This is a genomic window from Meiothermus sp. (assembly GCF_025056915.1).
In the GTDB taxonomy this organism is placed as follows: Bacteria; Deinococcota; Deinococci; order Deinococcales; family Thermaceae; genus Meiothermus.
Genome location: NZ_JANWVH010000111.1, coordinates 1 through 7,080 on the forward strand (window position 1 = coordinate 1; position 7,080 = coordinate 7,080).

General features: G+C 63.8%; 7 protein-coding genes. 5 read left to right on the top strand and 2 right to left on the bottom strand.

The window, feature by feature from the left end; all coding sequences use genetic code 11:
* The 3 genes from mtnA to NZN28_RS13390 form a co-directional block, all read left to right on the top strand.
* A partial coding sequence (gene mtnA / locus NZN28_RS13380) for an S-methyl-5-thioribose-1-phosphate isomerase (protein ID WP_295398951.1) occupies window positions 1-769 on the top strand: 769 nt, incomplete at its 5' end.
* Window positions 770-771: 2 nt separating this feature from the next.
* Entirely contained in the window at window positions 772-1,395 is a 624-nt protein-coding gene (locus NZN28_RS13385; RefSeq protein WP_295398953.1) for a ComF family protein, read from the top strand.
* Between the two features lie 103 nt (window positions 1,396-1,498).
* The gene (locus NZN28_RS13390; RefSeq protein ID WP_295398955.1) at window positions 1,499-1,912 is read left to right on the top strand and encodes a DUF4258 domain-containing protein; all 414 of its coding nucleotides are present in this window, start codon (window positions 1,499-1,501) and stop codon (window positions 1,910-1,912) included.
* Between the two features lie 26 nt (window positions 1,913-1,938).
* On the opposite strand, the gene ribF is transcribed toward NZN28_RS13390, so the two are convergent.
* Entirely contained in the window at window positions 1,939-2,826 is an 888-nt protein-coding gene (gene ribF / locus NZN28_RS13395) for a riboflavin biosynthesis protein RibF (protein WP_295398957.1), read from the bottom strand.
* Between the two features lie 59 nt (window positions 2,827-2,885).
* Window positions 2,886-3,395, bottom strand: a complete 510-nt coding sequence (locus NZN28_RS13400; RefSeq protein ID WP_295398959.1) for an NUDIX hydrolase — start codon at window positions 3,393-3,395, stop codon at window positions 2,886-2,888.
* A gap of 96 nt (window positions 3,396-3,491) precedes the next feature.
* Here NZN28_RS13400 and NZN28_RS13405 point away from each other — a divergent pair, with 96 nt between their 5' ends.
* Together NZN28_RS13405 and NZN28_RS13410 are read left to right on the top strand one after the other, a co-directional pair.
* Window positions 3,492-3,920 carry an NUDIX domain-containing protein gene (locus tag NZN28_RS13405; protein WP_295398962.1) on the top strand — a complete coding sequence of 143 codons (429 nt, stop codon included), beginning with the start codon at window positions 3,492-3,494 and terminating at the stop codon, window positions 3,918-3,920.
* 317 nt (window positions 3,921-4,237) lie between these two features.
* Window positions 4,238-6,961 carry a phosphoenolpyruvate carboxylase gene (locus NZN28_RS13410; RefSeq protein WP_295398964.1) on the top strand — a complete coding sequence of 908 codons (2,724 nt, stop codon included), beginning with the start codon at window positions 4,238-4,240 and terminating at the stop codon, window positions 6,959-6,961.
* Window positions 6,962-7,080: the final 119 nt, after the last annotated feature.

Sequence of the window (7,080 nt, forward strand, 5' to 3'; positions counted from 1 at the left end):
CGACGCCGCGCTTCGCCAGAGCCGCCCCACTGCCGTGAATCTGTTTTACGCCCTGGACCGCATGAAGCCCCACTGGGGCCGCCTGGAGGCCTCGCTGCGTGAGGCCAGGGCCATCTGGGCCGAGGTCGAGGCCACCGAACAGGCCATCAGCCAGCACGGGGCCCGGGTGCTGAAGGGCCAGGTGCTCACCCACTGCAACACCGGGCCGCTGGCCACCGGGGGGTATGGCACCGCGCTGGGGGCGATTATCGAAGCCTACCGCCGGGGCCGGGTGAGCCATGTCTGGGTGGACGAAACCCGACCCTACCTGCAAGGGGCCCGCCTGACCGCCTACGAGCTGCAAAAAGCCGGCGTGCCCGCGACCCTCATCAGCGATAACATGGCCGCCTACATGATGGCCCAGGGCCAGGTGGACGCGGTGATGCTCGGCACCGACCGTATGGCCCTGAACGGCGACTTTGCCAACAAGATTGGCACCTACGGCCTGGCCATCCTGGCCCGCTACCACGGGATTCCCTTTTACCCGGCCCTGCCGCTCTCCTCGGTTGACCCCAAACTGCGTTCTGGCACAGAGATTCCCATCGAGCAACGCCCGGCCCAGGAGGTTACGGTAATCCGGGGGCAGCCCATCGCGCCGGAGGGCTTCCCCGCCGCGCATCCGGGTTTCGACGTGACCCCCCATCATCTGGTTACCGGCATTGTGACAGAAAAGGGGGTGCTTTATCCCCCCTTCGATGAAGCACTTCGAGCAGCGCTCGGCATTGGGTGAGCATGGCCTGGTTGCTCTGGTGGGAACAGCTAACCGGCGCAACCTGTCCCGGTTGCGGGCAGCCGCTGAACCAACCCGTTTTGTGTGCGGACTGCCGGGCCTTGCTGGTGCCCCGGCATCTTCCCCGCTTTGTGTATCTGGGCGATTACCGGCGGTTTGGTCGGCTGGCCAGGGCGGTCAAGTACCAGGGCCAGCGGGCGCTGGCTGAACTTTTGGGCCAGCGAATCGCTTTGGGGGTTGAGCAGGCGGGCTGGAGGCTCGAGGGCGTGACTGCTGTTCCTACCCTGCTGCACCGAAAGGTGCAGCGGGGCTACAACCAGGCCGAGTTGCTGGCAAAATCGGCAGCCAGAGAGTTGCACCTCCCCTACCAGAGCGTGCTCGAGCGAACCCTGTGGGACATCTCGCAAACCAAAAAAACCCTGCAAAAGCGCCTCGAGCGTGCCGAGGCCACCTTTCGTCCCAACCGCCGCGTGCAGGGCGTCTGGCTTCTGGTTGATGACGTATTGACCACCGGCACGACCTTCATCCGGGCCCGCAAGGCTTTGCTCGAGGCCGGTGCAGCCGGGGTGTACGGTGCAGCAATTGCGGTCAAAAGCCCACACGAGCTATCCCAGCAGGCCTTATAATCGAACCACGAAACCCCTGAACACGCTGGGGTTTTTTGGTTGAGCAATCCTGCCCCCACCCTTCCAGAAGCGGTGGGGCTCTTTGATACAAAAGGGGGGACGCATGCTCAGACGACCACGTATTCGCCGGCTCGAGGAACTCCTCCCCTACCTTCGCGAAGGCCGCTACCGCATTGGCCCCCACGTGGCCAAGCACATGCTGCAAGAGGGCTTCATCGAGCACGACGTGTTGCAGGCGGTGGAGTGGGGCCGCGAGATGGCGGTCTACCCCGAAGACCAGCGGATGCTGGTGCTGGGCTACATGGTTTTTCCACCCCAGCTCAAGCTGCCGTTGCACGTGGTGCTGGAATACCGCGAGCCGCGTTGGGTGGACATTGTGACGGCCTTCATCCCCAAAAAGCCCCACCAGGTATACTCCAGGGCCCGCATCGCCGCCATTTTGCGCTTCGACGGCACCTTCGAGGAGGTGCGCTGGGTCAGGCCCAGGTTCATGACCGCCGAGGACATTCCACGTTAGGCACGGGATTGAGCCCCCCAGCCGACTCAGATGCCCAGCACCCTTCGGGCGGCTTCGGCATCCTGGGTAAGCTGGGCCTGGAGGGCTTCCAGGCTTTCAAATTTCTGCTCTCCGCGCAGCTTGGTGAGGAACTCCACGCTGAGTTCCTGGCCGTATAAATCGCCCGTAAAGCCAAACAGATGCACCTCGAGGCGCAGGGTCTGGCCCGAGACCGTAGGGCGGTAGCCGACGTTGGCCATGCCCCCAAAACGGCCCTGCTGCGTGAGCACCCGCACGGCAAACACGCCCCTTGGCAGAATTTTGAGAGGGGCCACTTCGATGTTGGCGGTGGGAAAACCCAGCCGCCGGCCCAGTTTGTCGCCTTCCTGCACAATGCCCCTGGCGGAATAGGCCCGCCCCAGGAGGAGCTTGGCTTCGTCCACCTCCCCCTCGCGCAGCAGGTCGCGGATGCGACTCGACTTGACCGGCCCGCCCCTCAGCTCGAGCAGCGGCAAAATCTCGGTGGGCGCCACCTTATTGAGGTCCTCCAAAGTCCCGGCCCGGCCCTGTCCGAAGCGGAAGTCGGCCCCCACATAGATGCGCTGGGCCTCGAGGGTGCGCAGGTCGCCCAGAAAGTCGTCTTTGCTGCGCTTGGAGAACGCCTCGGTAAAGGGCACAATCAGGGCAATCTCCACCCCCAGGCCCCGCAGAAGCTCGAGCTTTTCCGTCAAATCGGTCAGGAAGCCCTCCCCTTTCATAAAAACCTTGCTGGGGGGGTCGAAGGTGTAGATGAGCAGCGGGACGTGCTTGTTTTTGGCTTCCTGCTGGGCCAGGTGAATCAGGTGCTGGTGCCCCAGGTGCAGCCCATCAAAGCTGCCCACAGCCACCACCTTGGGGCCGGCGGGCGCATCGGAGGGGTCGTTGATTAGAAGCATGACCGGAGAAATGGGATTCGCAGGACTCGCAACCAGGCAAGCGGCGGCGAAGCGCCCAATCAAGCGTCCACAACGGGGCTCTCCAAACCCCTTTCGCTGAGGTAAAACAGAATTCCCGCCATGGCCGAGGCCGAAATCTGCACCTGGCCATCGCGGGCCTCCCGCAAAACCTGCCGGGGGTTTCGCCACTCGATGGTGATGTCCTCGTCGTCGTCGGGTTGGGCAAAGGCTGCTCGGAGGTTGGTCGCGCGGAAGACGTACAGCTTTTCGTCACAAAAACCCGGCGATACATAAAAGCTGGTCAAATACTCCAGCTCGCCGGTGAGCTGGGCCTCCTCGGCCAGTTCACGCCGGGCGGCTTGCTCGGGCGTTTCGCCGGGGTCAATCAGGCCCGCCGGAATCTCCAGGGTTTCGGAACCGATGGCCGGGCGATACTGTCGCACGAACAGTATCTGACCCTCCCGCTCAACCAGAATGGCGACTGCATGGGCGTGTTCGACAATCTCGTAGGAACCCTGGAGGGCCAGGTTGAGGATGCGACCTTTGTAGAGATACTGCCGTTCGGGCATGCCATCAAGCTAAAGGCTAAACAAAGCTACGTCAAACCATGAAGAAACCCTGGAAGCCGACCGAATAAACTAAGGTAGCACCCGCGGAGCCTTGCCATGAGTCCCCTCACCCAGTACGTCGCTGGTTTTCTCTTCACCCCCGACAAAACTCGAGTGGTGCTCTTGCGAAAGCATCGCGCCGACCCGGAGGCCCGGCTGTTCAACGGGGTGGGGGGCAAAATGGGGCCCGACGAGTTGCCCAAAAGTGCCATGTCGCGGGTGTTCAAGGAAGAAACTGGGGTGAGCATTCCCGCCAAAGACTGGATGGCCCTGGCCCGGCTCGAGGGCTACACCGTTCAGGTCTATTTCTTTGTGGCCGTCTCGGAGCTGGCCCACCAAATTCAGGTCAAGGGTGAGGACGAAGTGGGTATTTTTGCCATTACCGATCTCTGCTCGGGCCCGGTGGTGCCCAGCGTGCGCTGGTTGGTTCCTCTGGCTTTTGATAACCGGGTGCGCTTTCCGGTGATTTTCGATGGCATGGCCTAGGGGTCGGGGCTTTGTTGAGGTTGGACCGAAAGGGTGGGGTCCTGCCATCTCCACCCGGACACTTTGCAGTCTGTAGGAATGGCGAGATAGGGCGCAGGGACTTGGCTCGAGGGCAGGAGACCCACCTCCGCCCCCCCTTGGGTAGCCAGGGTCGCTTGTACGCCCTTGGCCTTGGTGCACCGCATAGCGTTCGACATAGAAGAAGCCCGGTTGGGTTTGCTGGGTGCGGTTGCAGCACGCGGAGTAGGACGGCCTTTGCAAAGAGTTCTAGGCAGACCCTTTGGGAATCGCTTCCAAACCCGGTACACTATCGCAGGATGAGCGAAGACCGGCTGTTTGAACAGCTCAAGCGAGAAGTGGATTTGCTGGGGCGGGCTCTGGGAAAGGCCATTCGCACGCTTTCGGGCGAGCGGGTGTTCGAGCTGGAAGAGCAGATTCGGGAGCTGACCAAAACCTTGCGGCAGAGCTATGCCGAGGCCACCCATCAACAGCTCCTGCAAATTGTGCGGGGCCTTTCGCTGACCGAGGCCGAAAGCATGATTCGGGCCTTTTCGACCTACTTTCATCTGGTCAACCTGGCCGAAGAACGCCACCGGGTTCGGGTCAATCGGGAGCGTGAGAAGAAGAGCACCCCCACTGCCCCCAGGGGAGAATCGTTCCTGGCGCTCGTCGGTCAGCTCAAACAACAGGGCCTCACCTACGAGGAGACCGTGGAGGTGCTGGCCCGGCTGCGGCTGCACCTGACCTTCACCGCCCACCCCACCGAGACCCGCCGCCGCACCCAGCGGTATCACCTCAGCGAGATAGAGAAACTGCTGGACAAAGCCGAGCGAGGGGCTATAGAAGACCCGGAACCGCCCGAAAACGCCGACGCTTTCGCCATGACCCCACCAGCACACACCAGCTCTCAGCTAGACGCCCGTGTGGCCCTGCTGTGGGGCACCTCCGAGCTTCGCAAGTCGCGCCCGAGCGTGGAGGACGAGGTCAAAGGGGGTCTTTTTTACACCACTTCGACCCTCTGGCAGGCCATCCCGCGGCTGGTCGAAGGGCTGGAGAGCGCGGTCGAGGCCCACTACGGTCGGCGCCCCGATCTTTCGCCCCCGGTGGTGTTCCGCAGTTGGATTGGGGGCGACCGGGATGGCAACCCCAATGTGGTGCCGGAGGTTACGGCCTGGGCCCAGAACTACGCCCGCGAGACGGCCCTGCGCAAGTTTGTCGAGGATGTGGACGGCCTGATTCGAGACCTTTCGCTCAGCGACGAGCGCATTACCATTACCCGCGAGCTGCGCCTGGCCCTGGAGGAGCACGCCAAGCGCCTGAGTCTGCCAGAGCGCTTCCAGGGTGAGCCCTACCGGCAGTTTGGCATGGGGCTGCGCTACAAGCTGCGCTCCATGCTGGGCGAGCAGCCCGGCCCAGCCTACAATGCCACCAGCGAATTTGTGAGCGACCTGGGCAAAGCCGAGCGCAGCCTACAGCAGCTGGGGCTGGGCCAGATTGCCAGGGCCAGCGTGCGTCCGTTGCGTCTCAATGCCGAGGCTTTTGGCCTCGAGCTGGTGAGCCTGGATCTGCGGGAGGAGTCCCGCGCGTTGACCGAGGCGGTGGCCGAGCTTTTGAAAACCGCCGGGGTGCACGAGCACTATGGGTCGCTGGAGCCTGCGCAAAGAGAGGCCCTGCTCACCCAGGAACTCGCCACGGCCCGGCCTCTGGCCCCGGTGGGCTACCGCCCCCAGACCAGGGCCCTGCAAACCGCGCTGGAGGCTTTGCGCCACTGGCGGGCGCGGGGCGCGCATGTGGTCTCGATGACCCATTCCCCCAGCGACCTGCTCGAGGTCATGCTGCTGGCCCGCGAGGTCGGGCTCTACCGGCCCGGGCGGGCCCTGCCTTTCGATGTGGTACCGCTTTTCGAGACCTTGGGCGACCTGCAAAACGCGCCCGAGGTGGTGGGGCGGCTGCTCGACAATCCGGTTTTTATGGCCCACGTGCAGGGTCGGGGGGGCCTCGAGGTCATGATTGGCTACTCCGACTCCAACAAGGACGCTGGCTTCCTGGCGGCCAACTGGGCGCTCTACCAGGCCCAGGAAGCCATCACCGCCACCGCCCGAAGCCGGGGTGTTCAGGTTTACTACTTCCACGGGCGCGGCACCTCCACCGCCCGGGGTGGGGGCACCGCGGGCCGGGCCATTGCCAGCCTGCCACCCGGCACCGTGGGAAGCCGGATGCGCCTGACCGAGCAGGGCGAGGCCCTGGCCGACCGCTACGCCCACCCCGACCTGGCCTACCGCAACCTCGAGCAGATGCTCTACCACATGGCCCTGGCCTCGGCCCGAGACCGGTGCGAACAGGCCCCACCCTTGCGGGAGGAATGGCGCGAGGCCATTACCCGAGCGGCCCAGCGCTCCACCGAGGTCTACCGTGAGCTGTTGGGGCGCCCCGGCTTTTTCGAGTTCTACGAACAGCTCACCCCCATCCGCGAGATTGGCGCCCTCAACATTGCCAGCCGTCCGGTCTACCGCTCGGGGCGGGTGCGGGAGATTCGGGACTTGCGGGCCATCCCCTGGGTGATGTCCTGGACGCAGGTGCGGCTTTTGATTCCTGGCTGGTACGGCCTGGCCGAGGGACTTGAAGAGATTCCGCTCGCCTTGCGGCGGGAGATGTGGGCCGGGTGGCCTTTCTTCGCCTCCACCCTGGACAGCGCGGCCCTGGCCCTGGCCAAAGCCGACCTGGGCATCGCCCGAGAATACCTCCGGCTGGTCAAGCCCGATTTGGCCGAGCGCTTCTTTCCCACCATTGCCCAGGCGTTCGAAAAAACCAGAACCCTCCTGGAGGAGACCTTCCAAAACCCCCTGCTTCACAACCATCCGGTGCTGGCCCGCCAGACCGAGCTCAGGAACCCCTATGTGGACCCCATCTCGCTGGTGCAGGTGGAGTTACTGGAGCGCTACCGCAAAACCCCGCCAGAATCGCCCGAGCGGGGGGGCCTCGAGCGGGCTCTGATGCTCTCGCTTCTGGGCATTGCCGCAGGTCTTCGCAACGCAGGCTAGAGCGCTCTTCGCATATTATGAGCCATTCGAGTTTGAGAAAGCCTGGCTCTGAACAGAACAGTGGCGGCCTGGAAACTCGAAAACATGCGTCTCGGCCCATACGCAACGCAGACAAGCGT